The sequence below is a fragment of the Tardiphaga sp. 839_C3_N1_4 genome, assembly GCF_051811045.1.
Lineage (GTDB): Bacteria > Pseudomonadota > Alphaproteobacteria > Rhizobiales > Xanthobacteraceae > Tardiphaga.
Window position 1 is genome coordinate 4,209,260 of record NZ_JBPWQD010000001.1, and the last position, 24,351, is coordinate 4,233,610.

Below are 24,351 nucleotides of genomic sequence, written 5' to 3' on the forward strand. Positions count from 1 at the left end.
GTGTGAACGGCAGGATTACTGACGTGGATATGAGCGACAGCGTTTCAGTTCTGGATGACGCAGCTGCGGTTGCGGAAATCAATCATGGCCGCCAGCCGGCTTTGACTGGTTGCCCGTGGCATGACGTCAACGAGATGCTGCAGTCGGTCGGTCTGCGTCCCACCCGTCAGCGCATGGCGCTGGGCTGGCTGCTGTTTGGCAAGGGCGCCCGCCATCTCACTGCGGAAATGCTCTATGAGGAAGCGACCCTCGCCAAGGTGCCGGTGTCGCTGGCAACCGTCTACAATACGCTCAATCAGCTCACGGATTCCGGCCTGCTTCGTCAGGTCAGCGTCGATGGTACGAAGACCTATTTCGATACCAACGTGACCTCGCATCACCACTACTATCTCGAGAACAACCACGAGCTGGTCGATATTCCGGACCAGAACCTCGTGCTGACCAAGATGCCGGAAGTTCCCGAGGGCTTCGAGATCAGCCGCATCGACATGGTCGTTCGTCTGCGCAAAAAGCGCTAACGGCTTTATCCAAATTCTGAAGTTATTTGCGCCGTCGAACCGGTTTCGGCGGCGTTTGCTCGCCAGCTACAGCCGTCGCCACGATCGCGCGGGCGAGGGCGCGGCCGGTGCATTCGTAGCCGGCTGCGGAATTGTGTAGTCCGTCCCAGGCCGTCAGCGCGCCCATGGAGAGCCCTGCGTCCACTGCACGGCGCATCAGCTCGAAGCGCGAGAACAGCGGCACGCGTTCCTGCCGGGCGGCTTCAGCTATGCTCGCCTGCATCCTGGAATATTGCGATGCGAGAATGACCGGCGCGTATTGCTGATCCATCAGGATCACGTCGGCCCCGTCAGCCTTCAGCAGGCGGATGCCCTCGACGATCCTGCTGGTCAGGCTGTCCGCGCTTTGCAGCCAGGTCACGTCATTGGTGCCGATCTGCCAGATCACCAGATCCGGGCGATGCGCCAGCACATCGCGGTCGAAGCGGACGATATTGCCCGGGATCGTGTCGGCGTTCCGGCCGCTATTGATGACCTCCAGCCGCAGTTCCGGCTTCAGGTGCTGCAGCTCGCTCTGCAGCATGCCGGGATAGGTTTTGGCGGGGTCGGATTGCCACAGGCCGAGCGTCGATGACGAGCCCATGGCGACGATCTTGAGCGGGCCACCGGTTTTGAACGCAGCCACGGTGCGCGGAAGGGTCGCATCACCAGACAGTCGCTGATCCACAGCCAGGCACGTCTCAGTGGCGGATTGGGCGGGGCCGGACCATGACAGCGCTGCAGCGCCGATCAGTGCGCCGGCGCAGGCCAAGCTCCTGATGCCGGATGTGCTCAGTTCACCTTCTCGTCGGCGTAAACGCCCCATAGCCGCTGCTGTTCGATCCAGCCGTCGAAACCGTTGCCAATCACACGGCACCAGCCATTGTTGCAGCGCTTCACCTGCGCCACAACGCCGGCCTGCAGCCGGGCCACAACAGCGCTGGTCGCATCCGGATTGTCATAGATTGAGGCGAGTTCGTCTTTGGATTTCATGGTCACGACCGCGGTGCGGCGGCCGGACAGCAACGAGTGATAAACCCAGCCCTCGGCGCCCTCGGAATCGCGGACGCGGCGCCAGTTCTCATATTCGGCGGTGATCTCCACCGGCAGGCCGGAGCGAGTATAGACCCAGGCGACATCGTTGTCCTTGGTGGGGCCGGCGCGGACATTGACGTGATCCGACTTGAGGCTGACGTAGCGCGGCACCGGCAGGCCGCTGGCGCCCAGCGGCGTATCCTTGGCAGCGAGAACCGGATCGATTGCTGTCGCGATCAGGGTAACCATCGCCAACACCGCACACGCAAACTGCCGGAACGCCATCAACCCCACCTCAACCCAATCCAAAGAACGCAACTATCGCCGCGCCGCACGCGCCCGCTGGGTTCTTGTTTTGGCTCGGTCTTCTGCTAGAGAGGACCGAAGGCCAAGGCACCAAAAAGGGTGTCGGGGAACCCGAGGAAACGGTGAATTCGCGGCTGCGGCAGTTTCGAACAACCGGGTTAATGCGGACTGAACGGATTAGCCAAAGCGCGAGTGAGCAGGACATGTCGGTCAAGAAAAAGCCTCTCGTCATCGTCACGCGCAAGCTGCCGGACTCGATCGAGACCCGCATGCGCGAACTGTTCGATGCGCACATCAATCTCGACGACACGCCTCTGACGCCCGAGCAACTCGCTGAAGCGACCCGCACTGCCGATGTGCTGGTGCCAACCGTCACCGACGAAATCACCAAGGAACTGCTCGAGCATCCCGACTGCAAGCTCAGGCTGATCGCCAATTTTGGCAACGGCGTCGATAATATTGACGTCACCGCCGCCCATGCCCGCGGCATCACCGTCACCAATACGCCGAAGGTGCTCACTGAAGACACCGCCGACATGACCATGTCGATGATTCTCGCGGTACCGCGCCGGCTGATCGAGGGTGCCTCGATCCTGACCGAGGGCAAGGACTGGCAGGGCTGGTCGCCGACCTGGATGCTGGGCAAGCGGCTCGGCGGCAAGCGGCTCGGCATCATCGGCATGGGCCGCATCGGCCAGGCTGTGGCGCGGCGCGCCCGGGCCTTCGGACTGCAAATCCACTATCACAACCGCAAACCCGTCGCGCCGAAAATCGCCGAAGAACTCGGTGCGACCTATTGGGATTCGCTCGACCAGATGCTGGCGCGCATGGACATCATCTCGGTGAACTGTCCGCATACGCCGGCGACGTTCCACCTGTTGTCAGCACGTCGTCTCAAGCTGATCCGCAAGGACGCCTATATCGTCAACACCGCGCGCGGCGAGGTGATCGACGAAGAGACGATGATCAAGCTGATCGAGTCGGGCGACATTGCCGGTGCCGCGCTCGACGTGTTTGAACATGAGCCCGCGGTGAGTCCGAAACTGGTGCGGCTCGCGCGCGCCGGCAAGGTCGTGCTGCTGCCGCATATGGGCTCGGCGACGATAGAAGGCCGAGTCGAGATGGGCGAGAAGGTCATCATCAACATCCGCGCCTTCCTCGATAACCACAAGCCGCCGGATCGTGTGCTTCCGAACATGCTGTGAGGCGAAGCGCTTACGCTCGCCTCTTATCTTCCGAGATCAGCTTGAAGATGAGATAGGCCGCAATGCGGCCCTCACGCGTGGCTTTGCGGCCGTAGCGCGTCATGGTGTAGTTCGGCCATGGCAGACGCCAGTCAACGGCGCGCTCTGCAGTCCAGGTGAAATCCGGCGATCGCGAGACATGCCAGAGTGTCCACGCGACGTAATCCGGAATGTCATGCACGAAACGAAATTCGCCTGAGGGTTTCAGCACGCGCGCCATCGCAGCCAATGTTGCGTCCTGCACGAAGCGGCGCTTCCAGTGACGCTTCTTCGGCCATGGATCCGGATGGATTAGGTCGATGCGTGACAGCGATTGCGCCGGTGCCCATGTGAGAAGTTCGGCGGCGTCGCCGGCGACGAGGCGGATATTGCCGATGTTCTGCGCTTCGATCTGCGTCAGAATCTTCGCCATGCCGTTGATATAGGGCTCGCAGCCGATGAAGCCGATATGTGGATGCGCCAGCGCTTCCGCGACCAGATGTTCGCCGCTGCCGAAGCCGATTTCCAGACGCACGGTCTCGACGTCTGTGCCGAACAGCGTGCGAATATCGTCAGGCGCGGGATGCGCGATGTCGACGGTGAGTGCGGGCAACCGCGTCGCCATCAGGTCGGCCTGATGATCGCGCAGCTTGTGGCCCTTGCGGCGCCCGAAGAACGAGCCGGTATAGTAGCCGCTCTCGGCATGCGTGGACGCACCCGCGTCAGCGGGGTCGTCGTGATCGTTATTGTCGGAATCGGCTGTGGTCATCGCGCGCGAGTGATACAGCCGAAACGCCATCGGCGCCATCAGGCGCGATGACGTTTTTCCGTTGAAAGTACCGTGATTTTAGCGCTGATCCGGGGCTTCGCGCGAAGCGATCTGCTCGACCAGGTCGACGATGCTGCGGCGGAGCTTGGCATCGGTGATGCGCGTGAAGGCGCGGGTCAGAGCGAGGCCTTCGGAGGTGGCGAGGAAGTCGGAGACATAGGCAGGCGAGGACGCTTCAGCGAAGCCTTCGCCATTATGGATCGCACCGGGGCCGCCTTCGAACAGGAACGAGACGGGGACCTGCAGGATTTCCGAAATCTGCTGCAGCCGGCTGGCGCCGACGCGGTTGGTGCCCTTCTCGTATTTCTGAACTTGTTGAAACGTCAGACCAAGGGCCTCGCCCAGCTTTTCCTGACTCATGCCGAGCATAATGCGCCGCATGCGCACACGGCTGCCGACATATTTGTCAACAGGATTGGGCGCTTTCGTCGACATCTCAATTACTCCTGGATCACATCAAGGGAGACGGATCATGCGTGGCAATCCGTCATTAGGTCGGCTTCGGTTGTAACCAAAGGTATCCTAGTGGATTATAACAACCGCGCAAATTTTCCTAAGCGGAAAATTTAAGCCACTGCACCTTTATTTCTCAATAGGTGAGAAATAAAGCTAACAAAGCTAGCTTAAAAAGCAATCACATCGGGACGGTTGTTCGGTAGGCGGCGAAAGCGGGCTCGCCAACTATATCAAATGCTTCAAGTCTCGCGCTAGTGGCGTGCCGGCGTACGCCGCCGAACAGCGAAAATGATCGCGAGTGCAACGAACATCGCGGCGGGAATATCGCCGATTTTCGAATAGACCGTCGGCAAAATGGCCACCGGCAATCCCGAATCCAGCACGCCTTCGACACCGAGATCGAGCCGCGCGATCACGCGGCCGACAGGGTCGACCACGACGGAAATGCCGGTGTTCGCAGCGCGAACCAGCGGCAGGCCTTCCTCGATGGCGCGGACGCGGCTCTGCTGCAGGTGCTGATAGGGCCCCGTGGAAATCCCGAACCAGCCATCATTGGTGAGATTGACGATCCAGCCCGGCCGATCGTTACGCGTGGTGATATCGTCTGGGAAAACCGCCTCGTAGCAGATCAGCGGCAGCATGCGCGGTGCGCCGGGAATGTCCATCGGCTTCCGACGGGTGCCGGGAATGAAGCCGCCATGGACTTTGGTCAATTGCTGGAAGCCGATCTTCTCCATGAAGCTCTGGAACGGCAGATACTCGCCGAACGGCACCAGATGAAGTTTGTCGTAGGTCGACAGGATGCTGCCGTCGTGATCGATCACATAAATGGAATTATAGGCCTGCGTAATGCGCACACCGAGCGGCGCATCGGGCGGTCGCACCGCGCCCGTAACCAGCACGGTGCCCTTCGGCAGCAGATTGGCGATCTGCGCCATCGCGTCGGGTTCGCGCGACAGGAAGAACGGGAATGCGGATTCCGGCCAGATCAGAATGTTGGCTGCGCCAACGCCTGAATTCTGCGGACCAGTCGCGCGGTCCGATAGCGCAAGATATCTGCTCATGACATCCGCCTTGGCGGAATAGTTGAAGCGCGTGTCCTGCGACAGATTCGGCTGCATGATGCGCAGCTTCACATTGGCAACCAGTTGCGTCGGGGTGCGCGATAGCCGGGCCATGCCATAGGCGCCCATCACGACGAGCAGCACCAGCGCAAGCGCCGGCGCCAGCCATGGCCGCTGCGTGCGCGAACGGCCGTCGATCAGAACCGCAGGCGATGCAAAGATCGCGACGGTGACAAATGTCAGTCCCCACAGGCCGATCAACGACGCGCTCTGCGCCAGCGCGAGCGGTTCGGTGAGTGCATAGCCGAACGCATTCCAGGGAAAGCCCGTCAGCACGTGGCCGCGCAGCCATTCGCCGATCGTGAGACTCGCCGCGAGCGCGAAGATGCGGCTGGCGTCCTTGGTCCAGAGCAGACGCGCCAGTGCGAAACCGATCGCGGTGAACAGCGCGAGATAGGCGGGCAGGCCGCAGATCGCGGCGGGCAACAGCCATGCGAAGGTCTGCGCGTCGACGAGGAAAGCGTAGCCGATCCAGTATAGGCCCGGCACGAAATAGCCGAAGCCGAACCACCAGCCGGCCATGGCGGCGGCTGGAATGCCGCGCATCTTGCCTGCGGCAGCGCCATCGATCAGCCAGACGACGATCGGGAAGGTGAAGAACAGCACCGGCCAGGCATTGAACGGCGCCATTGCCAGCGACGACACCGCGCCGGCCAGCAGCGCGATGCCTGCGCGCTTCCAACCCCATGCGAGAATGATGCTGAGTGCGATCGAGCGCAGGCTACGTGATGTCACGGCGTTCCCGCGCTGTCGCCTGACGGAGGCGTATTCACATTGTCATTGGAAGGTGCTGCGCCGGTGTCCGACGTCGTATCGCGGCGGCGCGGCTCGCGGGTGCGCGGCGCAGGCCGCTCCTTGCGAGGCCCGACGCGCAATCGCTTGACGCGACGCGGATCGGCATCGAGCACTTCGATCTCGAAATTACCAGGGCCGGAAATCACTTCGCCGCGCACGGGCAGCCGTCCGACATGGGTGACGAGATAGCCGCCGAGTGTCTCGACTTCCTCGCCGTCTTCGCCGGTCTCGAATTCTTCGCCGATCATGGCACGCACGTCATCGAGGCTGGCACGTGCATCGGCGATGAAGCTGTCGCCTTGCCTGACAATGGATGGCGGCTCGTCGCTGTCGTGTTCGTCATCGATCTCGCCGACGATCTGCTCGACGATGTCCTCGATAGAGACGAGGCCGTCGGTGCCGCCATATTCGTCGACAACGAGTGCGAGATGGATGCGTGCTGCCTGCATTTGCGCGAGCAGATCGATCGCGCGCATCGATGGCGGCACGTAGAGCAGCTTGCGGATGATGCCGGTCTCGACGACGCTCTGCGCCAGATCGACCGAACGCAGGTCGAGGCCGGCGGGAAACACTTTCTTCTTCTTGGTCGTCGACGGCACGACGTTGCGCGCCTTCACGGTCATGTATGCCAGCAGGTCGCGGATATGGACGATGCCGACGGGATCGTCGAGAGTTTCGTTGAATACAACCAGGCGCGAATGCGCCGCGCTCTCAAACAGGCCCATCAATTCGCCGAGCGAGATGTCCTGCTTCACCGCGATAATATCGGCGCGATGCACCATGACGTCGGCGATGCGGCGCTCGTTGAGCCCCAGAATATTGCGCAGCATCGTGCGCTCGATGGTGGAGAAGCCGGTCTCGTCCGGCGCGGAGGCGTCGAGCACGACTTGCAGGTCGGCACGCACCGAGCCCGGCTTCCAGCCGAACAGCGAGCGGATCGCGCGGGTCAGCCAGGTCTCCGACGTTGGGCGCATGACCTCGCCGTCGTGAACCACCGCAGGCAGATTGCTTGAGGTTTTCGAATGATCGTTTCTAGTGTCGCCGTCCGGCATCTCAGGTCACCCGATCCTGATCTGCATAGGGGTCTGGGATTCCAAGTGTCGCCAGGATCTCGCGCTCCAGCGCTTCCATCTCTTCGGCCTCGTCGTCCTTCTCATGGTCGTAACCGACCAGATGCAGAAAACCGTGAATGGCGAGATGGCTGAGATGATTGGTGAAGGTCTTATCTTCCTCGTCAGCCTCGCGGCGCGTGGTCTCATAGGCGATCGCGATGTCGCCCAGCATGCGCGGCATATCATCGGGCTCGTCCGCGCCTTCGGGTGGCTGCAGCGCCGGGAATGACAGGACGTTGGTCGGCTTGTCGATGCCGCGCCAGTTCTGGTTCAGCGTACGGATGCCCGCATCGTCGGTGAGCATGATGGCGAGTTCGGCGTCGGCCGTGTCGGTATCGACCATGGCAGCGGCGGCTTCGATGGCGCGGTGGATCACGGCGTCGGCATCGGCCTCCGCGGACCAGCAATCGGCGACAACAAGAACCTCTGTCGCGGGAGATGAATAGGTCGGCATCGGTATCGAACTTCTTTCGCGAACGGACCCGATCCCGGGTCCGTCGTCAGCGTATGAGTGTGTCATCAGGTCTTTGTAGCGACCGCCTTCTGCGGCGTTCCTTCGTAAGCGGCGACGATGCGGGCCACGAGTTCATGGCGGACGACGTCCTCGCCGGTGAATTTCACCTGCGAAATGCCCTGCACGCCATCGAGCAGACGCGCGGCTTCGGCGAGACCCGAGGTCTGGCCATTGGGCAAGTCGACCTGCGAGGGATCGCCGGTGATGATCATGCGGCTGTTCTCGCCGAGACGCGTCAGAAACATCTTCATCTGCATTGAGGTGGTGTTCTGCGCTTCGTCGAGAATGATTGCGGCATTGGTCAGCGTGCGACCGCGCATGAACGCAAGCGGCGCGATTTCGATTTCGCCGGTCTGCAACGCGCGTTCGACAATGCGCCCGTCCATCAGGTCATACAATGCGTCATAGATAGGGCGCAGATAGGGATCGACCTTCTCGCGCATATCGCCGGGCAGGAAGCCGAGCCGTTCGCCTGCTTCCACCGCGGGACGCGACAGGATGATGCGATCGACCTCCTTGCGCTCGAACAGCATCGCCGCCTGCGCAACCGCAAGCCAGGTCTTGCCGGTACCGGCGGGGCCGATGCCGAACACCAGCTCGTTGCTTCTCAGCGCGCGGATATAGGCGTCCTGCGTCGCGGTGCGGGCACGCACCGGGCGCTTGCGCAGATTGATGGTGTCGAAATTCGAGGCGGCTGCTTTCGATCCCTTGGGATCGAACGGAAACAGCGTGCCTTGTGCCAGCGTCGCGCGGATCGTGCCTTCGACATCGCCGGGGGCAAGGTCATGGCCCTGCACCGCTTGCGCATAGAGCGTTTCGAGGACGCGCCGTGCGGCATCGCAGGCGTCGCGGGTACCGGTGAGGGTGATGTGGTTGCCGCGGGAATCGACGACGACATTCAGCCGGCGTTCGATGATCGCGAGGTTCTGGCCATAAGGCCCGACCAGCGAAGAGGCCGCCCGGTTGTCATCAAAGTCGATGACGACCTGCGTCTCGGCCTGCGGTGGAGTATCGAGTTTACGAACAGCGAGCGTAGACGAATCCGATGCGCTTTTGGCCAAGAATTCAGGCTCCCGTGACGGTGTGAGAACGGACTGGCTGCAACACTGGTGGTACTGGAGAACTGGCAACTGGAGGTGATGTGAGGCTGCCGAGCAGGCTGTAGCGCTCCAGGCTCTCAATGGTGACCGGAAGCACCTGGCCGATGATGTCGTCGGAGGCCATCACATGGGCTGGCTGCAGGTAAGCGGTACGCCCGACGATCTGGCCGGGATTGCGCGCGGGGCGTTCGAACAGCACATCCACAGTGCGTCCAATCGTGGCCGCGTTGAAGGCCGATTGCTGGCTGTCGATCAGGTTCTGAAGCCGCACCAATCGCTCGTCCATGTCAGCCTGTGACACCGTCTCCTGCAAATCCGCGGCCGGCGTTCCCGGACGCGGCGAATACTTGAACGAATAAGCGCCAGCGTATCCGATTTGTGTGACGAGCGCGAGCGTGGCTGCAAAATCTTCCTCGGTCTCGCCCGGGAAGCCCACGATGAAATCAGAAGTAAAAGCAATGTCTTGCCGCGCGTCGCGAAAACGATCGATGACGCGGCGATAATCTTCGGCTGTATGTTTGCGGTTCATGGCCGCCAGAATGCGGTCGGAACCGGACTGGACGGGCAGATGCACGAACGGCATCAGCTCCGGCAAATCGCGATGCGCCGCGATCAGCGTGTCCTCGACATCGCGGGGATGGCTGGTCGAATAGCGCAGCCGGGCGATACCGGGAATCTCGGCGAGGCGATAGAGCAGCGTGCCCAGCGCCCACGGGCGGCCGTCGGGACCCTCGCCGTGATAGCCGTTGACGTTCTGCCCGATCAGCGTGATCTCGCGCACGCCGTTATCGGCGAGCCGCTGCACGTCGTCGATGATCTTCGCCACCGGGCGCGAGACTTCGGAGCCGCGGGTGTAGGGCACGACGCAGAAGGTGCAGAACTTGTCGCAGCCTTCCTGCACGGTAACGAAAGAGGAAATGCCGCGGGCACGAATCGCTGCCGGCTTCGGCGGCGGCAGGAAGCCGAACTTGTCCTCGATGGGAAATTCAGTGTCGAGCGCGCGGCCACCGGCTTTCGCCTGTTTCAGCAGCGCCGGCAGGTTGTGATAGCTCTGCGGCCCGACCACGACATCGACAACGGGGGCGCGGCGAATGATTTCGTTGCCTTCGGCCTGCGCGACGCAGCCGGCGACGACCACGTTCATCTTGCGTCCGGCCTGCGCGGCTTCCGCCTTGGCGACGCGCAGCTTGCCGAGCTCCGAATAGACCTTCTCGGACGCCTTCTCGCGGATGTGGCAGGTGTTGAGGATCACCAGATCCGCGTCGCCGACATTGGCCGTCTCGACGAAGCCTTCCGGCGCCAGCGTGTCCATCATGCGCTGGGCATCGTAGACGTTCATCTGGCAGCCGTAGGATTTGATATGCAGCTTACGCGGCGCGGTCATGGAACCTGTAATGGGCTGGAAATGCGCTTGCTGCGCAGCGCTCAATTATAGGCTAACGCTCGAAAAATCCAGCATTTCTGCAAAATATAAGTGCTCGCAATGGCTTAGGCGAGGCCGACGGGCTCGCCAGCCAGTGCGCCCCTGACCACCAGGCCAGGGAGCTGCCGCATATCGTCGAATACAAGATGGGCTCCAGCGGCCGTCAGGGCTGCCGCGGTGGCTGGGCTGCAATGGCCGCCGCCGTGATAGCCGAACACGGTCATGCCGGCGGCGACGCCCGCCGTAACGCCGGGAATGCTGTCCTCGATCACCACGCAGCGCTCGGGTGCGGCATTCATTTGCGCGGCGGCAAACAGAAACAGATCGGGCTGCGGCTTGCCGCGCTCGACCTGCAGAGCGGAAAACACATGCGGATCGAAACGATCGAGCAGCCCGGTCGTAGTGAGGCTGCTGCGAATGCGTGTCGGTGTGCCCGAGGACGCTACGCAAACCGGCTGTGACAATATTGCGAGTGTCTCGGCGATATGCGGGATCGGCTGCAGCTTCGCGCCTAACACCTCGTCGATCGTGGCTTTCAGCGTCGCGGTGTAGTCATCGGGCAGCACGCGGCCGAGCTCGGTCTCGACTTCCAGGCGCGCCTCGCGCGCGGACCGGCCGAGGAAACGCTCATGCACCTGATCGGCGGTGATGGGATAACCGAACTGGGTCAGGACATCCGCGTGGACGACGCAGGCGAGGGACTCACTGTCGACGAGCACGCCGTCACAATCGAAGATGACGAGATCGAAGCGCGAAGAAACTGAACTCACTTGGTTGATTCGCTCACTTGGTGGTTTTGTCCTCGTCGAGCGGCACGCAGTACAGCTCCAGCCGGTGATCGACCAGCTTGTAACCGAGCTTCGCGGCGACTTCAGCCTGCAATTTCTCGATCTCTTCAGACGTGAATTCGATGACGGTCCCGTCACGCAAGTTGATCAGATGGTCGTGATGGCTGTCACGCATCGTCTCGTAGCGCGCGCGGCCTTCGCGAAAATCGTGACGCTCGATGATGCCGGCGTCTTCGAACAGCTTCACCGTGCGATACACCGTCGAGATCGAGATCTTGTCATCCACCGCAACGCAGCGGCGATACAGTTCCTCGACATCGGGATGATCGTCGGCTTCCGCCAGAACGCGCGCAATCACGCGGCGCTGTTCCGTCATGCGCATGCCGGTCGCGGCGCAGCGCGCCTCGATACCAGCAGACTTCATCGCAGATGATTTCAGTGCAGTCATGATCCGGGTCCCATCGTGGCTTCTTTTGCCACTCCGCAGGCGTCAGGACAAGTCGCGCCGCATCACCAGCGCATTCAATTCCGCTCCATCCGCTTCCTTGTAGTAACGTTCCCGGCGTCCCGCGACTGCGAAGCCGGTTCTGTCATAAAGCCGCCGCGCCGGTAGATTGTTTTCCTCGACTTCGAGGAACACGGTACGCACGCCGCGACCGGCCAGATGACCGAGATGGGTGAGAAATAGATCGCGCGACAGGCCGCGGCCGCGATAACCGGCCGATACGGCGATGGAGAGAATCTCGGCTTCGTCGGCCGCGATTCGCGAGACCGCGAAGCCGATGAGGTGGCCGCGCAGTTTCAGCCGATGCACGAGGGTGTTTTGTTCGCGCAGCATCTGTTCGAACTCCCCGGCACCCCAACCGCGATGGAAGGACGCGGCATGCAACCGCGCAAGTTGTCGCGCGTCGCGCAATGTCGCGGGCTCGACCACCGCGTTGCCGCGGCTGAACAGGCGCAGCAACCAGGCCGGCATCATGATGCGGCTAGTGCGGCCTGCTGCATCAGGCTGCTTTGCGGCTTGGCATCAGGGGCGCGCAGATAGTAGGGACGCGCCAGCGCGGTTTCCGGATTCACCGCGGCGCCAAGCCATGCCACCCATGAGATTTCGGGAGCGGGTTGCATGTCGACGCGCAACGGCGCCGGCGCATCGGACGGCCAACGCGCGGCCAGGATCTCTGCGGCATTGCCGACCAGATACGGTGCGCCGAACTGCACGGCCTCAAGGGCCTCGTCGATGGGGATGACGCCCGGCCGCACCAGCGAGGTGCCGTTACCGCTGACGACCTGGAAATAGACATGGTCATGCCGCGCATCGATGGCGGCGATGACAGGCGCATCCATGTTCTCACTGACGACGGGTGCCGCATAGGCCGTCAGTGTGGTGATGCCGACCACAGGCTTGCTCGCCGCCAGGCCAATGCCGCGCGCCGCCGCCAGGCCAACGCGCAGGCCGGTAAAGCTGCCCGGACCAGTGGTGACGGCAATGCGGTCGAGGTCGGCGAAGGCGATGCCAGAGCCCGCCATGACGCGCCCGAGCAACGGCATCAGCGCCTCGGCATGTCCGCGCTTCATCGGCATGGACTCATGCGCAATGAGCTTGCTGGTGCGGGTGTCGAGGATGGCTGCGGCGCAGGCATCGAGGGCGGTATCAATGGCAAGGATCAACATAAAAGAGACGCTACCACGGCTTGCGAGGGTTTGCGCCTGCCACTCGCAGAATATCGCTCCACGCGCAATGGTGCTGTGATTCGCTTTGCTGCCGGAGAGGGCGGCAGCTTTGGCGTGCATCCACTACTCGCTTTCTCATAAAGATATTTCACAAGATACGATAGCGAGACCACAAAAGTTCCCGTGAGCGAAATGGGCTCGTGGAACAGCTTCAGTTTCACTCTGGTTAAAAGCTTCACTTAATAAATTCTTCGGAGATCGATGAGATAAGCATACCGTTTGGAAGCGACATTTCGCGGATGCGTGTGGCTTTCATGCGGGCTGAAATTATTCGTCTAATTTTTTGGATACGATTATATTTATGGGAGGCGATCCGATGCTGCATTGGTTGAGCAGTTCAGAGGCGCGCGAGGGGCGGGCCCTGGCGGCAGCGATCAAAAAATCGCAAGCCGTGATCGAGTTCAGCGCTGACGGCACGATCCTCGGAGCCAATCCAAACTTTCTGTCCGCCCTTGGATATACGCTGGAAGAAATCGTCGGCAAGAACCACAGCATGTTCGTGACGCCGGAAATGAAGAGCAGCGCGGAATATCGCGCGTTCTGGAATAACCTCAATCGCGGCGAGTACCAGGCCGGCGAGTTCAAGCGTCTCGGCAAAGGTGGCAAGGAGGTCTGGATCCAGGGTTCCTACAACCCGATCCTGGGGAATGATGGCAAGCCCCTGAAAATCGTCAAGTTTGCCATGGATACAACTGCAGTGAAAATCCGCAGTATGGACGATGCCGGCAAGATCGCAGCCATCGGTCGTTCGCAGGCTGTCATCGAGTTCAAGCTCGATGGGACGATTGTCACGGCCAATGACTTATTCTTGAATGTCATGGGTTACAATCTCGCGGAAATCGAAGGCAAACATCACAGCATGTTTGTCGATTCTGCAACTCGCGACGGCGCGGCCTATCGCGAATTCTGGGCCAGCCTCAATCGTGGTGAATATCAGGCCGCCGAATACAAGCGGATCGGCAAGAACGGCAAAGAGGTCTGGATTCTCGCGACCTACAATCCAATCCTTGATGAGACAGGCCGGCCAATCAAGGTAGTCAAGTTCGCGTCAGACGTTACCGAACAGAAGCTGCGCACGGCGAATTTCTCAGGTCAGATCGAGGCCATCGGCAAGTCGCAGGCCGTGATCGAATTTAGCATGGATGGCATCGTTCTCAGCGCCAACGAGAATTTTCTGAGCGTGCTCGGCTACGCGCTCTCGGAAATACAGGGCAAGCACCACAGTATGTTCGTTGTGCCGAATGAGCGCGACGGTGCGGACTATCGCGAATTCTGGGCGGCGCTCAAGCGGGGTAACTATCAGGCGGCGGAGTACCAGCGGATCGGTAAGGGCGGCAAACAAGTCTGGATACAGGCTTCGTACAATCCGATCCTCGACCTCAATGGCAAGCCCTACAAGGTCGTGAAGTATGCCACCGACACCACGGCGCAGGTGATCGCGCGCATGAAGAGCGAACGCGTGCGGGCGATGATGGAATCGGTCGCCGCCGGCGCCGAGGAACTGAACGCGTCGGTGCGCGAAATCTCTGAAGCGATGATGAAATCAAAGACCACGGCGATGTCTGCCGTGGGCAAGGTCGAGTTGGCGGACGATCAAGCGCAGCGTCTCAGCACGGCAGCGCAGGCGATGAGCGGGATCGTCGAGCTGATTGGCAACATCACCGGACAAATCAACTTGTTGGCGCTGAATGCCACCATCGAATCGGCGCGTGCCGGCGAAGCCGGTCGTGGCTTTGCGGTCGTTGCATCGGAGGTGAAAAATCTGGCCAACCAGGCCAAGCAGGCGACCGATAAGATCGCCAGCGAGATCGGCAGCCTCAATGGCATTTCGAGCGATGTGGTCGATGCGCTGAACGCGATCAAGCAGGAAATCCAGAACGTCAGCGAATATGTCACCGCAACGGCGGCTGCCGTCGAAGAGCAGAGCACGGTGACGAACGAGATGTCATCGAGCATGCAGCGCGCCGCAGAAGAAGCCGCAAGCATCGGTCGCTAAGGGGAGGCCAGTTCCAGAAACGAAAATGCCCGGGATTGTCCCGGGCATTGAGGTGTCGCGGTGCGACCGAACTTACATCGGGCGGACTTCTACAACGTCCGGCACGAAGTGCTTCAGCAGGTTCTGGATGCCGTGCTGCAGGGTCGCTGTCGATGACGGGCAGCCGGCGCACGACCCCTTCATGTTCAGATAGACGATGCCGTCCTTGAAGCCGCGGAAAGTAATGTCGCCGCCGTCATTGGCCACGGCGGGGCGGACGCGGGTCTCGATCAGGTCCTTGATCGTATCGACCGTCTCGGCGTCTTCCTCGTTGAAGAATTCGGCCTCGTCGTCGGAGATCACGTCGCCCTTCACGCTGCCGTCGGCCATCAGCGGCGCGCCGGACATGTAGTGCTCCATGATCGCGCCGAGGATCGCCGGCTTGAGGTGCTGCCAGTCGCTGTCGTCCTTGGTCACGGTGACGAAGTCGGAGCCGTAGAATACGCTGGTGACGCCCTTCACGGCGAACAGTTTTTCGGCCAGCGGCGAACGCGTGGCCGCTTCCGGCGAGGTGAATTCCATGGTGCCGCTGTCGAGCACGTCGCGGCCGGGAATGAACTTCAGCGTTGCGGGATTGGGGGTAGCTTCGGTCTGGATGAACATCGGTCTCTCCTGCGTCGCCGGTTCAAGGCCGGCGCGTGAGTATCCCCTAGCAGATGGCGACGAAAAACGCACGATCAAGGCGCGAAATCGCCGAATTCGGCCTATTTCGCAGTCCCTTAGCCGTCCGAAAGGGTGGTTACGACAGGGCGTCGATGTCGAGGTCGCTCAGGGCGCCCGACACGATGACGACCGGCACCGGAAACGAGCCGACCAGCTTGGCCATCATGGTGACGATCGGGCCGGGGCCTTCCGCGCCGGCCGAGGCAGCCAGCACCAGCATGGAAATGTCGACGTCCTTGTCGATTACGTCGAGGATTTGCTCGGTGGGATCACCCTCGCGGATCACGCGTTCAGGGGTGATGGCGGCGATGCCATTGGCGCGGCCCGAGGCGCGGTCCAGCGCGGCATTGGCGCCTTCTTCGGCTTCGGCCTTCATGACGTCGGCAACGCCGAGCCATTGCTGGTTGCGATCTTCAGTGTCGATGATGCGCAGCATTACCACGCCGCCACCGACACGAATGGCCCAGCGACTGGCGTAATATACTGCGCGATCCCATTCCTCGCTGTCATCGACGACCACGAGGCATTTCGGCTTGTGGCCGCTCTCATAACTACGTCGCTGGGTGCTCATGCATGTCCCGATGCTGTGGCGCGTCTGATGCGCCAGAATGTGAGCGGCTTGGCAATCGTGTCATGCTGCCACGGCGCAGCGGCGTTCGACAAGCGCGACGCAAGGATGACTTGCGTCGCGTCGATTGTGGCGGAGAAAAGGAATGCGGTAGCGAAAATTACCGCTTGTGGACGAAGCCGATGATGTCCTTCACGGACTTGATGGTTTCGGCAGCGATGACACCTGCGCGTTCACCGCCATCGGCCAGAACCTGATCGACATAGGTCAGATCGGATGTCGTCAGCCGCTTCATCTCGCCGGCGATAGGCGACAGTTTTTCGACAGCGAGATCGACGAGGCTCGATTTGAAGCCGGAAAACTGCGCGCCGCCGAATTCTGTGAGAATGTCAGCCTTCGACCGGTTGGACAGTGCGGCATAGATACCGACGAGATTGTCGGCCTCGGGACGCGGCTCGAGGCCCTTCTCTTCCGACGGCAACGGTTCCGGATCGGTCTTCGCCTTGCGGATCTTCTGCGCGATGGTGTCCGCATCATCCGTAAGGTTGATGCGCGAATTGTCCGACGCGTCCGACTTCGACATCTTCTTGGTGCCGTCGCGCAGGCTCATCACCCGCGTCGCCGGACCAGTGATGACAGGCTCGGGCATCGGGAAGTAGGGACCCTCGTGGCCCTGCGCAGCAATGGACTCGGAGAAGTCGTTGTTGAACTTCTGCGAGATGTCGCGGCACAGTTCGAGATGCTGCTTCTGGTCCTCGCCGACCGGAACGTGCGTGGCGCGATACAGCAGAATGTCCGCAGCCATCAGCACCGGATAATCATAGAGACCCACGGACGCGTTTTCGCGGTCCTTGCCAGCCTTTTCCTTGAATTGGGTCATGCGGTTCAGCCAGCCGAGGCGGGCGACGCAGTTGAAGATCCAGGCCAGCTCGGCATGGCCGGACACCTGGCTCTGGTTGAAGATGATCTGCTTTTTCGGATCGATGCCCGAGGCGATGAAGGCCGCAGTCACTTCACGGGTATTGCGGCGCAATTCATCCGGGCCGCCCCACACGGAAATCGGCACGGTGACGGCATGCATATCGACCACGCAGTAGATGCAATTATGCGTCTCCTGCAGTTTGACGAAATTCACGATCGCGCCGAGATAGTTGCCGAGGTGCAGATTGCCTGTCGGCTGTACGCCCGAAAAAACCCGTTGAGTAAAAGCCATCGTCTAGTTCCTGTGCGCCCGTGGTGGAATGCGGGCCAAGGGGCGTGACTTGCCATAGGCGCCGGGCGGCGTCCATTGCCAATGTGACCGTGGCTAGATGGCAGGTGCCTTCCTGAGGGCGCCGCGGACCTCGGCCCAGCGCACTGCGCCGGTGAGCGTGAGCAGTGCTGCGTAGATTGCCAGTCCGGAAGCAATCAGGAGGCCCAGCAGGCTCGCTCGTACCAGGCTGTGGGCCTGCACCGTCCAGGGCAAGACAATATGCGTGGTGAGCCATAGCAGCCCCCCCATGACCAGCGAGGACAAGATGATGATCGGCAAGCGGCGTCTTGCATCATGGTCGAGTGAGAAGCCGAAAGCTGCTGCGCTCCGGACGATCAAGAAGGCCGCGCTGCTCCACGCCGCCAGCGCGATCGCCGCAGCGATGCCGCTCGCACCGAATGGCTTACTCAAAACCAGTGCGGAGATGATCGCGACGAGCAGGCCGATGAGCGTTGCCAACAGCGGTGTGGTCGTGTCCTCGCGTGCGAAGAAGGCGGGCGACAAGGCTTTCACGAGCACCTGAGCGGGCAGGCCCAAAGCCAGCCATATCAGCGCGCTTGCAGTCGAGGTCGTATCGCTCGCGCTGAACGCGCCGTGTTGGAACAGAAGCTGCACGATGAGATGGCTCAATATCATCAATCCGAGCGTAGCCGGCAATGCAATGCCGATCGCGAGTTCAAACCCGCGAGATTCCGCCTGCGCGATGGCTGCGTGATCGTCTGATCGCACGGCGCGCGTCAATGCGGGGACAAGCACAGCGCCCATGGCCGTTCCGACAATGCCGAGCGGCAGTTCGATCAGGCGGTTAGCAAAGTATAGCCACGACACGGCCGCCGGAGTCGTCGATGCGATAATTGCGCCGGTGACGATGAGAAGCTGCGGCCCGGAATTGGCGACCATGCCGGGCAGCGCCTTGCGAAAGAAGCCGCGCATCTCGCCATCGAGCGACAGCCGCAAAGGCGCCGCAAGATTGCCGCCAGATTTCCGCAAGATCAGCATCAGCAATTGCAGCAGCCCGGCAATGCCCACAGTGGCCGCCATGACCATAGCGGCAGTGCCTGGCTCCTGCCGCCATACCAGCAGTAGGGTCATGACGGCGATCAGGGCGATGTTGAAGAGCAGCGGCGAAAATGCGGTCAACGCGAAGCGTTGTTGCGCGTTCAGCAGGCCCATCATGACAGTGACGGGGCCGGCGAAGGCGAGATAGGGCAGCATCAAACGCGCATTGTCGACGGCGAGCTGCAGCGTCGGCTGGCCGACGAAACCCGGGGCAAGCAGTGCGATCACGAGCGGCATCGCAAAGCCGATCAGGATCGTGGCGACGATCAGCGCAACGCTGATGGTGCCGAGCACGCGACCCGCAAAAGCTGCGGCTGCGACGGCACCCTGCGTCGTCTGGATGCGCAGCCAGGCCGGAATCAGCGCCGCATTCAGCGCGCCTTCGGTGAGCAGCCGCCGGATCACATTGACCAATTGAAACGCCACCAGAAAAGCATCCGCGATCGGGCCTGCACCGAGCAGCGCGGCGACCATCGAGTCGCGGGCAAAGCCAAGCAACCGCGATGTCAAAGTGCCCGTGGAAACGGTCAGGATGGAACGGATCATAGAACCATCGTAAGGGGCTGTCCTTGCTGGCGCGGGGCAGAACGTGATAGTCGCTGCAGCCATCAAACCGGCCTTTGCCGACGGCTCAACTTGGGCGACCGCGAGACGAGTTGAAACGGATTTTCAGCCTCATCGCAATTGCCGCAACGGGATATTCTTAATGACCTCAGCGAAATATGACGTGCTCGGAATCGGCAATGCGATTTTCGACGTGCTGGTGCAGGCCGACGACAAATTTCTCGCCGCGCATGAGATGACCAAGGGCGGCATGGCGCTGATCGACGAAGCCCGCGCCACCGCGATCTACAAGGCGATGGGGCCTGCCACTGAAATGTCCGGCGGTTCGGCCGCCAATACCATCGTCGGCCTCGCCAGCCTCGGCGCCCGCGCGGCCTATGTCGGCAAGGTCAAGGACGATCAGATCGGCGCGCTCTACACCCACGACATCCGTGCCGCCGGCGTTGCCTTCGACACCAAACCCGCCACCGGCGGTCCTGCCACCGGCTGTTCCTACATCCTGGTGACGCCCGATGGCGAGCGCACCATGAACACCTATCTCGGTGCCGCGCAGGATCTGACGCCCGACGATATTGACGCCGCGGCAGTCGCTGCCTCGTCGATCGTCTATCTCGAAGGCTATCTGTGGGACCCCGCCAGCGCCAAGGAAGCCTTCGTGAAGGCCTCGAAGATCGCCCACGACGCCAAGCGCCAGGTCGCATTGACGCTGTCGGACGCTTTCTGCGTTGGTCGTTATCGTGCCGAGTTTCTCGACCTGATGCGTTCGGGCACCGTCGATCTTATCTTCGCGAACGAGGCCGAGCTGACCTCGCTCTACGAAACCACGGATTTCGATGCGGCGCTCAAGCAACTCGGCCAGGACACCAAGCTCGGCGTCGTCACCCGCAGTGAGAAGGGCTGTGTCGTGACATCGGGCGACGGTGTCGTTGCAGTGCCTGCACACAAGATCGAGAAGCTCGTCGATACCACCGGCGCGGGCGATCTGTTCGCGGCGGGCTTCCTGTTTGGCCTGGTGCGCAACGCCGGGTATGAGAATGCCGGCAAGCTCGGCGCGATGGCCGCCGCTGAAGTCATCCAGCATATCGGCGCGCGTCCGCGGGTTTCGCTGAAGGACCTGGCGGGGAAGAACGGGTTGCCGGTTTAAGGCTGCATTTCTTGGGCTTTCTTCTCTGTCGTCATGCCCGGCCAGCGCGAAGCGAGCTTCGCTAGATGTGCCGGGCATCGACGTCTTGGCAAGAGAGGAAAGTCGTGGATGGCCGGTCAAGCCCGGCCATGACGTGGTGAGAGATCAGCGCATCGCGGCTCTCACGCCGCCTTCTTCGCGCCGACCCCCGCATAGACCGCCCGTTCGAAATCCGAAAACACCTTCAAACAAGTCGAATCCGCAAACGGCAGCACCTGCATCATGATGACGCCGGTGATATCTCGGGCGGGATCGATCCAGTAATAGGTGTTGGCGAGGCCGGCCCAGGCGAGGCTGCCGGCGCTGCGGCCTTCGGCTGACTGCGCCGTATTGATCATGAAGCTGAGGCCGTATTTCTTGTCGATACCCGGAAGGAAGTCGACATTGTTGCTGGCGGTCGGCACTGCTGAGGTCATCGGCGTCATGTTGAGTTCGCCGATGTGGTTTTGGCTCATCAGCGCGACGGTCTCTGGCTCTAATATCCGATTGCCGTTGCCGGTCCCGTTGTTCAGCATCATTTGCGTAAACTTGATGTAGTCGGGGGCGGTGCCATAGAGCCCCCCGCCACCGGCGAAGAATTCCGGATCCTGTTTGATCTCGAACGGGATCGGGGTCAGTGCACCCTCGGCGCCGCGGCTGTGCATGGCAACGAGGCGCTTGCGCTGGTCGCCGCCAATCACGAAGGCGGTGTCGTTCATCCCAAGCGGCGCTAGCAAATGGTTCTGGAAATAGGCGTCAAGGCGTTCGCCGCTGACGGCCTCGACGACCTTGCCCACGAAGTCGATATTGGTGCCGTATTCCCAGCGGGTCCCGGGATCGCGCATGATCGGCACCTTCATGGCGGCGTTCAGTCCGGACCGAAACGGGGGAATGCCGGTCGTCTCGAGATAGCGCACCATGTCGCCGTTCCACATGTCGTAGCAGAAACCGGCGGTGTGGGTCAGCAGATGCCGCAGGGTGATCGGCTGGCGCGGCGGACGCAGCCTTGGCGTGCCCTCACTGTCGAAGCCATCCAGCACCTGCGTCTCCGCGAGGTCCTGAAGCACGGTCGCCAGCGGTGCATCCAGCGTCAATTTGTCCTGCTCGACCAGCTGCATCGCTGCAGCTGCCGTGATCGCCTTGGTCATGGAGGCGATCCAGAACACGCTGTCCGGTGTGATGGTGGTATCCTTGGATGCGTCGCGCTTGCCGAACGCCCCTTGGTACATGATCTCGTCCCGCGTCGCAGCCATCGCCACGGCACCAGGAATCGCACCTGTTTCGCTGGCTTGCTGCAGAAGCCGGTCAATCTCGACTTGAACTGACATCCGTTTCCTATCCGATTTCTTTGATCTTACCGATTTCCGGCGTGGACATTCAACTTGAGCGCGAGGTCGTCGGTCTCGCGGATGTGATTGCATTTGCGCTGGTTTTGGCGTTTGAGAGGAACCATATCGGCCATGGGAGCGAGTTTAACGCGCCCTGGAACGAAATTGGCGCAGCTGTGTTCAAAAAATGACGTGAACGTCAAAGCGCCTTCCGACACTAATCCGTAAGACCATGAGTAACAGGTGCAGCGTGACAGCTGCGGAGACCGACGATGATCGCGAACTGGACCGACTGGAAACATTACCCCCGCGCTTCCCGTGGCGAGAGCATCGAGGCCCCGATCGGTCCAGGAATTTTCGAGGTTCGCGTGGCGCAGACCGGCGCCCTTTTCGCTTTCGATGCGGCCGACAATCTGGCGCAGGCGTTGGCGAAGATTTCGGCCCCGCCCAAATCGTTTATTTCCTGGTTCGGTCGCAGCGACGCCGCGATGCTGCCGGAGCTGGAATACCGCACCTTCTCCACGACCACCCGTGCCAACGCCCGCATCGCTTTCGAGCGAATGATCGATCGGCGCGAGACCTATATGCGCGGCGCGGCCTGATCGGGGTTGCGACGTTCTCGGACGTTGAGTTCGGCGTTAAATCCCCCTGCGGGCGATAGCTGCCATTCGCTGCCAAGGGGCGCTTTCGGGCCTATACTCCTCTACAAGTCCGCGGCTATACGTTCGCGACACTTCCGCAGGAGAACCGCCCATGTCACCGACCGCCGCTGCACGTCAATCTTCCGCCCCTTCGCTGCGCGACCGCCTCAAGGACCCCTCGCTGCTGCGCGACAAGTGCTACATCGACGGCGCCTGGGTCGGCACCGGCGAGACGGTGGTCACCAACCCGGTCAATGACGTCGAACTCGCCAGGGTGCCGAATATGAGCACCAAGGAAGCGACGGAGGCTGTCGAGGCTGCCGAAAAGGCGTTTCCGGCCTGGGCCAAGTTCACCGCCAAGCAGCGCTCCAACATCCTGCGCAAGTGGTTCGAGCTGATCATCGCCAATCGCGAGGATCTCGCGCTGATCCTGACCACCGAGCAGGGCAAGCCGCTGGCCGAAGCGCTGGGCGAGGTCGATATCGGCGCCGCCTATATCGAATTCTTCGCCGAGGAAGCCCGCCGCGTCTATGGCGAGACCATCCCGACCCAGCGTGCCGATGCCCGGCTCCTCGCCATCAAGCAGCCGATCGGTGTGTGCGGCGCCATCACCCCCTGGAATTTCCCGAACTCCATGATCACCCGCAAGGTGTCACCGGCGCTGGCCGCCGGCTGCACCGTGGTGCTGAAGCCCGCCAACGAGACGCCGCTGTCGGCGCTCGCACTGGCTGAACTCGCCGAGCGTGCCGGCGTGCCGAAGGGCGTGCTCAACATCATCACCGGCGATGCGTCGTCCATCGGCCTCGTGCTCTGCGAACACCCCGCCGTGCGCTTTGTCGGCTTCACCGGCTCCACCAATGTCGGCAAGATTCTCTACAAGCAGGCTTCGGTCGGCGTGAAGAAGCTTGGCCTCGAACTCGGCGGCAACGCACCCTTCGTGGTGTTCGACGATGCCGACATCGATGCCGCCGTCGAAGGTGCGATTGTGTCGAAGTATCGCAACATGGGCCAGACCTGCGTCTGCGCCAACCGCCTCTATGCGCAGGATGGCATCTACGACCAGTTCGTCGAGAAGCTGTCGAAGAAGGTCGCGGCGATGAAGGTCGGCGACGGCACCGAACAGGGCATCACCCAGGGTCCGCTGATCAACGAGAAGGCCGTCGAGAAGGTCGAGCGTCACATCGCGGACGCGGTGAAGGGCGGCGCCAAGATCGTCACCGGCGGCAAGCGCCATGCGCTCGGCGGCACGTTCTTCGAGCCGACGGTGCTCGCCAATGTGAAGCCGGATGCGCTGGTCTCGCAGGAAGAAACCTTCGGTCCGCTGGCGCCGGTGTTCCGCTTTAAGGACGAAGCCGACGTCATCGCCATGTGCAACGCCTCGCCGTTCGGTCTGGCATCGTACTTCTATTCGCGCGATCTCGGCCGTGTCTGGCGTGTCGCGGAAGCGCTGGAGTCCGGCATGGTCGGCGTCAATACCGGCCTGATCACCACCGAAGTCGCTCCGTTCGGCGGCGTGAAGGAATCAGGCCTCGGCCGCGAAGGTTCGCATCACGGCATGGAGGAATATGTCGAGATCAAATACATCATGATGTCGGGAATCTGAGGCGCCACCTCCGACCCAGTTAAAAATTCATTATGCGTCATGCCCGGCCAGCGCGAAGCAAGCTTCGCGAGATGTGCCGGGCATTTGCATTTGGGCTGGCAGTGCCAATAGCTGAGCCAGCGTCGCTCAGTAGCAGCGACGGACGCGCACGCCATTGACCCAGACCGTGCGGCACGCGACCGCCACCGGACGGCGCACCACGGCGGCGCCACGATAGCCAGCGCAGCCGGCGCGGTAGACGCCGCGTGCGCAGACGACGGCGTTGGCGTCGGTGGCTTCAAACGTCATTGTCGTACCGAATGTGAGAACGGCTGCAACCATCATCAAGAAAGTACGCATGGCAATCTCCCGGCTGTGTCGGTTGTCAAAGGACTTGATCAGAAAGGTTCGTTGGCTTCAGTGGTGACGTAAGCGGAATACGAACAAAAGTTTCGGAAACAGCTTCAATTGCAAAGAGTAGTTTGCAAGTACACGGAAAAATTCCGCGAGCAATCAGAAATCCTG

26 protein-coding genes are annotated in these 24,351 nt (G+C 61.6%); 7 read left to right on the plus strand and 19 right to left on the minus strand.

Annotated elements, in window-relative coordinates; all coding sequences use genetic code 11:
• Window positions 1–29 precede the first annotated feature (29 nt).
• Entirely contained in the window at window positions 30–518 is a 489-nt protein-coding gene (gene irrA / locus AB8A38_RS20150; protein WP_089263317.1) for an iron response transcriptional regulator IrrA, read from the plus strand.
• A gap of 22 nt (window positions 519–540) precedes the next feature.
• On the opposite strand, the gene AB8A38_RS20155 is transcribed toward irrA, so the two are convergent.
• Together AB8A38_RS20155 and AB8A38_RS20160 are read right to left on the minus strand one after the other, a co-directional pair.
• Window positions 541–1,308, minus strand: coding sequence for an SGNH/GDSL hydrolase family protein (locus tag AB8A38_RS20155; RefSeq protein WP_439087183.1), 768 nt, complete (start codon window positions 1,306–1,308; stop codon window positions 541–543).
• A gap of 20 nt (window positions 1,309–1,328) precedes the next feature.
• Window positions 1,329–1,856: an SH3 domain-containing protein gene (locus AB8A38_RS20160; protein ID WP_315839833.1), complete on the minus strand. Its 528-nt coding sequence runs from the start codon at window positions 1,854–1,856 to the stop codon at window positions 1,329–1,331.
• A 224-nt stretch (window positions 1,857–2,080) separates the two neighbouring features.
• On the opposite strand from AB8A38_RS20160, the gene AB8A38_RS20165 reads away from it, so the two are divergent.
• Window positions 2,081–3,082: a 2-hydroxyacid dehydrogenase gene (locus AB8A38_RS20165; RefSeq protein ID WP_120287607.1), complete on the plus strand. Its 1,002-nt coding sequence runs from the start codon at window positions 2,081–2,083 to the stop codon at window positions 3,080–3,082.
• A gap of 10 nt (window positions 3,083–3,092) precedes the next feature.
• On the opposite strand, the gene AB8A38_RS20170 is transcribed toward AB8A38_RS20165, so the two are convergent.
• The 11 genes from AB8A38_RS20170 to tsaB all read right to left on the minus strand — a co-directional run bounded on the left by AB8A38_RS20170 (window position 3,093) and on the right by tsaB (window position 12,912).
• The gene (locus AB8A38_RS20170; RefSeq protein WP_439088566.1) at window positions 3,093–3,869 is read right to left on the minus strand and encodes a tRNA (guanine(46)-N(7))-methyltransferase TrmB; all 777 of its coding nucleotides are present in this window, start codon (window positions 3,867–3,869) and stop codon (window positions 3,093–3,095) included.
• Window positions 3,870–3,947: 78 nt separating this feature from the next.
• Window positions 3,948–4,364: a helix-turn-helix domain-containing protein gene (locus AB8A38_RS20175; RefSeq protein WP_068730045.1), complete on the minus strand. Its 417-nt coding sequence runs from the start codon at window positions 4,362–4,364 to the stop codon at window positions 3,948–3,950.
• 272 nt (window positions 4,365–4,636) lie between these two features.
• Window positions 4,637–6,244 carry an apolipoprotein N-acyltransferase gene (gene lnt / locus AB8A38_RS20180; RefSeq protein WP_439087184.1) on the minus strand — a complete coding sequence of 536 codons (1,608 nt, stop codon included), beginning with the start codon at window positions 6,242–6,244 and terminating at the stop codon, window positions 4,637–4,639.
• A complete protein-coding gene (locus AB8A38_RS20185; protein WP_439087185.1) occupies window positions 6,241–7,356 on the minus strand; it encodes a hemolysin family protein in 1,116 nt (371 codons plus the stop codon). The genes lnt and AB8A38_RS20185 overlap by 4 nt, the downstream gene beginning before the upstream one ends.
• A gap of 1 nt (window position 7,357) precedes the next feature.
• Window positions 7,358–7,870 carry an rRNA maturation RNase YbeY gene (gene ybeY / locus AB8A38_RS20190; protein WP_068730038.1) on the minus strand — a complete coding sequence of 171 codons (513 nt, stop codon included), beginning with the start codon at window positions 7,868–7,870 and terminating at the stop codon, window positions 7,358–7,360.
• Between the two features lie 65 nt (window positions 7,871–7,935).
• Entirely contained in the window at window positions 7,936–8,991 is a 1,056-nt protein-coding gene (locus AB8A38_RS20195; protein WP_068730036.1) for a PhoH family protein, read from the minus strand.
• A gap of 4 nt (window positions 8,992–8,995) precedes the next feature.
• The gene (gene miaB, locus AB8A38_RS20200; protein WP_439087186.1) at window positions 8,996–10,414 is read right to left on the minus strand and encodes a tRNA (N6-isopentenyl adenosine(37)-C2)-methylthiotransferase MiaB; all 1,419 of its coding nucleotides are present in this window, start codon (window positions 10,412–10,414) and stop codon (window positions 8,996–8,998) included.
• A 104-nt stretch (window positions 10,415–10,518) separates the two neighbouring features.
• On the minus strand, window positions 10,519–11,223 hold the full coding sequence (locus AB8A38_RS20205; RefSeq protein ID WP_439087187.1) for an HAD family hydrolase: 705 nt from the start codon (window positions 11,221–11,223) through the stop codon (window positions 10,519–10,521).
• Window positions 11,224–11,236: 13 nt separating this feature from the next.
• On the minus strand, window positions 11,237–11,689 hold the full coding sequence (locus tag AB8A38_RS20210) for a Fur family transcriptional regulator (protein ID WP_068730031.1): 453 nt from the start codon (window positions 11,687–11,689) through the stop codon (window positions 11,237–11,239).
• A gap of 42 nt (window positions 11,690–11,731) precedes the next feature.
• Window positions 11,732–12,217 carry a ribosomal protein S18-alanine N-acetyltransferase gene (rimI, locus tag AB8A38_RS20215; protein WP_439088567.1) on the minus strand — a complete coding sequence of 162 codons (486 nt, stop codon included), beginning with the start codon at window positions 12,215–12,217 and terminating at the stop codon, window positions 11,732–11,734.
• Window positions 12,217–12,912 (minus strand): tRNA (adenosine(37)-N6)-threonylcarbamoyltransferase complex dimerization subunit type 1 TsaB, encoded by a 696-nt coding sequence (gene tsaB / locus AB8A38_RS20220; protein WP_309941785.1) that lies wholly within the window; start codon window positions 12,910–12,912, stop codon window positions 12,217–12,219. Before tsaB ends, rimI begins: the two co-directional genes overlap by 1 nt.
• Before the next feature lie 376 nt (window positions 12,913–13,288).
• Between tsaB and AB8A38_RS20225 the strand changes: the two genes are divergently transcribed.
• On the plus strand, window positions 13,289–14,968 hold the full coding sequence (locus AB8A38_RS20225) for a methyl-accepting chemotaxis protein (RefSeq protein ID WP_439087188.1): 1,680 nt from the start codon (window positions 13,289–13,291) through the stop codon (window positions 14,966–14,968).
• Window positions 14,969–15,040: 72 nt separating this feature from the next.
• Here AB8A38_RS20225 and AB8A38_RS20230 read toward each other — a convergent pair whose 3' ends face one another.
• The 4 genes from AB8A38_RS20230 to murJ form a co-directional block, all read right to left on the minus strand.
• On the minus strand, window positions 15,041–15,610 hold the full coding sequence (locus AB8A38_RS20230; RefSeq protein WP_120287600.1) for a NifU family protein: 570 nt from the start codon (window positions 15,608–15,610) through the stop codon (window positions 15,041–15,043).
• Between the two features lie 136 nt (window positions 15,611–15,746).
• Window positions 15,747–16,241 (minus strand): universal stress protein, encoded by a 495-nt coding sequence (locus tag AB8A38_RS20235; protein ID WP_089263331.1) that lies wholly within the window; start codon window positions 16,239–16,241, stop codon window positions 15,747–15,749.
• 157 nt (window positions 16,242–16,398) lie between these two features.
• Window positions 16,399–17,451 carry a tryptophan--tRNA ligase gene (trpS, locus tag AB8A38_RS20240; RefSeq protein WP_439087189.1) on the minus strand — a complete coding sequence of 351 codons (1,053 nt, stop codon included), beginning with the start codon at window positions 17,449–17,451 and terminating at the stop codon, window positions 16,399–16,401.
• Between the two features lie 93 nt (window positions 17,452–17,544).
• Window positions 17,545–19,095 (minus strand): murein biosynthesis integral membrane protein MurJ, encoded by a 1,551-nt coding sequence (gene murJ / locus AB8A38_RS20245; protein WP_439087190.1) that lies wholly within the window; start codon window positions 19,093–19,095, stop codon window positions 17,545–17,547.
• A gap of 160 nt (window positions 19,096–19,255) precedes the next feature.
• Here murJ and AB8A38_RS20250 point away from each other — a divergent pair, with 160 nt between their 5' ends.
• Window positions 19,256–20,257 (plus strand): adenosine kinase, encoded by a 1,002-nt coding sequence (locus AB8A38_RS20250; protein WP_439087191.1) that lies wholly within the window; start codon window positions 19,256–19,258, stop codon window positions 20,255–20,257.
• 161 nt (window positions 20,258–20,418) lie between these two features.
• Here the strand turns inward: AB8A38_RS20250 and AB8A38_RS20255 are convergent, their stop codons facing one another.
• Complete coding sequence (locus AB8A38_RS20255; protein ID WP_439087192.1) at window positions 20,419–21,603, minus strand: serine hydrolase domain-containing protein; 1,185 nt, start codon at window positions 21,601–21,603, stop codon at window positions 20,419–20,421.
• Window positions 21,604–21,644: 41 nt separating this feature from the next.
• Here AB8A38_RS20255 and AB8A38_RS20260 point away from each other — a divergent pair, with 41 nt between their 5' ends.
• The 3 genes from AB8A38_RS20260 (at window position 21,645) to AB8A38_RS20270 (ending at window position 23,847) form a co-directional block, all read left to right on the plus strand.
• Window positions 21,645–21,794, plus strand: coding sequence for a hypothetical protein (locus AB8A38_RS20260; RefSeq protein ID WP_439087193.1), 150 nt, complete (start codon window positions 21,645–21,647; stop codon window positions 21,792–21,794).
• Between the two features lie 81 nt (window positions 21,795–21,875).
• Window positions 21,876–22,205 (plus strand): hypothetical protein, encoded by a 330-nt coding sequence (locus AB8A38_RS20265; RefSeq protein ID WP_089263341.1) that lies wholly within the window; start codon window positions 21,876–21,878, stop codon window positions 22,203–22,205.
• 151 nt (window positions 22,206–22,356) lie between these two features.
• Window positions 22,357–23,847, plus strand: a complete 1,491-nt coding sequence (locus tag AB8A38_RS20270; protein WP_439087194.1) for an NAD-dependent succinate-semialdehyde dehydrogenase — start codon at window positions 22,357–22,359, stop codon at window positions 23,845–23,847.
• A gap of 126 nt (window positions 23,848–23,973) precedes the next feature.
• Here AB8A38_RS20270 and AB8A38_RS20275 read toward each other — a convergent pair whose 3' ends face one another.
• Window positions 23,974–24,186 carry a hypothetical protein gene (locus AB8A38_RS20275; RefSeq protein ID WP_439087195.1) on the minus strand — a complete coding sequence of 71 codons (213 nt, stop codon included), beginning with the start codon at window positions 24,184–24,186 and terminating at the stop codon, window positions 23,974–23,976.
• Window positions 24,187–24,351: the final 165 nt, after the last annotated feature.